2 protein-coding genes are annotated in these 1724 nt (G+C 67.5%); both read left to right on the plus strand.

Annotated elements, in window-relative coordinates:
- Positions 1–432: SPFH domain-containing protein (locus PFH44_RS27250; RefSeq protein WP_463671588.1), on the plus strand; the 432-nt coding region annotated here is incomplete at its 5' end.
- Positions 429–1724 (plus strand): heavy metal translocating P-type ATPase (locus PFH44_RS27255; protein ID WP_283826785.1); only part of this gene is annotated, 1296 nt, incomplete at its 3' end. The genes PFH44_RS27250 and PFH44_RS27255, both read left to right, overlap by 4 nt.

Genomic DNA, 1724 nt, shown 5'->3' on the forward strand with positions numbered 1-1724 from the left:
CCGGGCATCGTCATCGAGCGCGTCGATATCGTTTCATCCCTGCCGGCTAACGCGGTGGCGGCCTTCAACGCCGTGCTCACCGCCAGCCAGCAGGCCGATAAAGAGATAGCCAGCGCGCGCACCGCGGCCACGCTGCTGAGCCAGCAGGCGCAGCAGCAGGCGGATCGCACCCTCCAGCAGGCAGAAGCCGGCCGCGAGGAGACCCTGGCGAAGGCCAGCGTTGATACCCGGACCATCCTGCAGCTGGCGCAAACCCGGCGCGACGGCAGCGATGGCGGACTGCTGCTGCGCCTGTGGCGCGACGCGGTCAGCCGCATTCTGTCGCAGGCCGGGCAGGTCATTACCGTCGCCCCCGGAGACGGCAGCCGCCTGATCCTTCAGGGCCTTCCCCCCCAGCCGGCCACCCCGCCGGCCAGCGAGAAATCACCATGAGCCAGTCGTGCAGCCACGGGCATATTCACTTCAGCAACGATCTTCAGACCCCGGCGGAGCAGCGGCGGATGGCGCGCCGGCTGACGCTGGCGATGATAACCATCGGGCTGCTGTTGCTCAGCCTGCTCTGGCGCGCCGTGGCGCCGGATCAGCCGGCGATCGGCGATATTCTGGCCGGCGTGGCCTGGCTGCTGGTTGCCGTGCCGGTATTTCGCGCCGGCTGGCACAGCCTGCTGCATCCGGATCTCCACGGGGTGACCGACCTGCTGATCGTGCTGGCGATGCTGGGCGCGTGGGCGCTGGGCGATCTGATGACCGCCGCGCTGCTGCCGGTGATCATGATTTTCGGCCATATTCTGGAAGAGCGCAGCGTCATGGGAACCCGCCAGGCCATCGCCGGGCTGAGCAAGCTGGCGCACAGCCGGGCGCGACGCCTGCGCCAGGACGGATCGCTGGAAAATATCGGCAGCCAGCAGCTGCGCCCCGGCGACGTGGTTGAGGTTCGCCCTGGCGATCAAATTCCCGCCGATGGGCAGATACTCTCCGGTAATGCCAGCCTCGACGTGGCGTCCATTACCGGTGAATCGGTCCCGGCGGAGGTCTGCCCCGGAATGTCGGTCTTCGGCGGAACGCTGAATCTCAACGGCCTGCTGCGCGTCGAGATTACCCATACGGGCGAGCACTCCACCCTCGGGAAGGTGCTGGCGCTGATGCAGGACGCCGAGCAGGCAAAACCGCCCATCACCCGAATGCTGGAACGCTACGCCGGACACTATCTGATCCTCGTGCTGCTGATCGCCGCGACGACCTGGTTTTTGACCTACGACAGCCAGGCGATGCTGGCGGTGCTGGTCGCGGCCTGCCCCTGCGCCCTCGTGCTCTCCGCCCCGGCCACCTCGATGGCGGGGATCGCGGTGGCTGCCCGGCACGGCATCCTGATCCGCAACGCGGCCTTTCTTGAGGAGCTGGCGGACGTTGATGCGGTCATTATTGATAAAACCGGCACCCTGACCCAGGGGCGGCTGCGGCTGGTTGACGTGGTTCCGGCAACCTCGCGTCCGCGCGAATCTCTGCTGCGGCTGGCCTCGGCGCTGGGCGCGGCGAGTAATCACCCGGTGAGCCGGGCGATGGCTGGCGCCCTTCCTGCAGATGATGAAGAGATGACGCTGCGGGACGTGGAGGAGATTCAGGGGCTGGGAGTCGTCGCCACCACCGCTGCCGGCCGGGCTTTGCTGGGGCGAAAAGAGCTTTTTGACCGCTATCGGATCGCGGTCGCCCCGCTCCCAGACCAC

It is taken from the genome of Klebsiella sp. Ech2A (genome assembly GCF_030078455.1).
Lineage (GTDB): Bacteria > Pseudomonadota > Gammaproteobacteria > Enterobacterales > Enterobacteriaceae > Klebsiella > Klebsiella terrigena.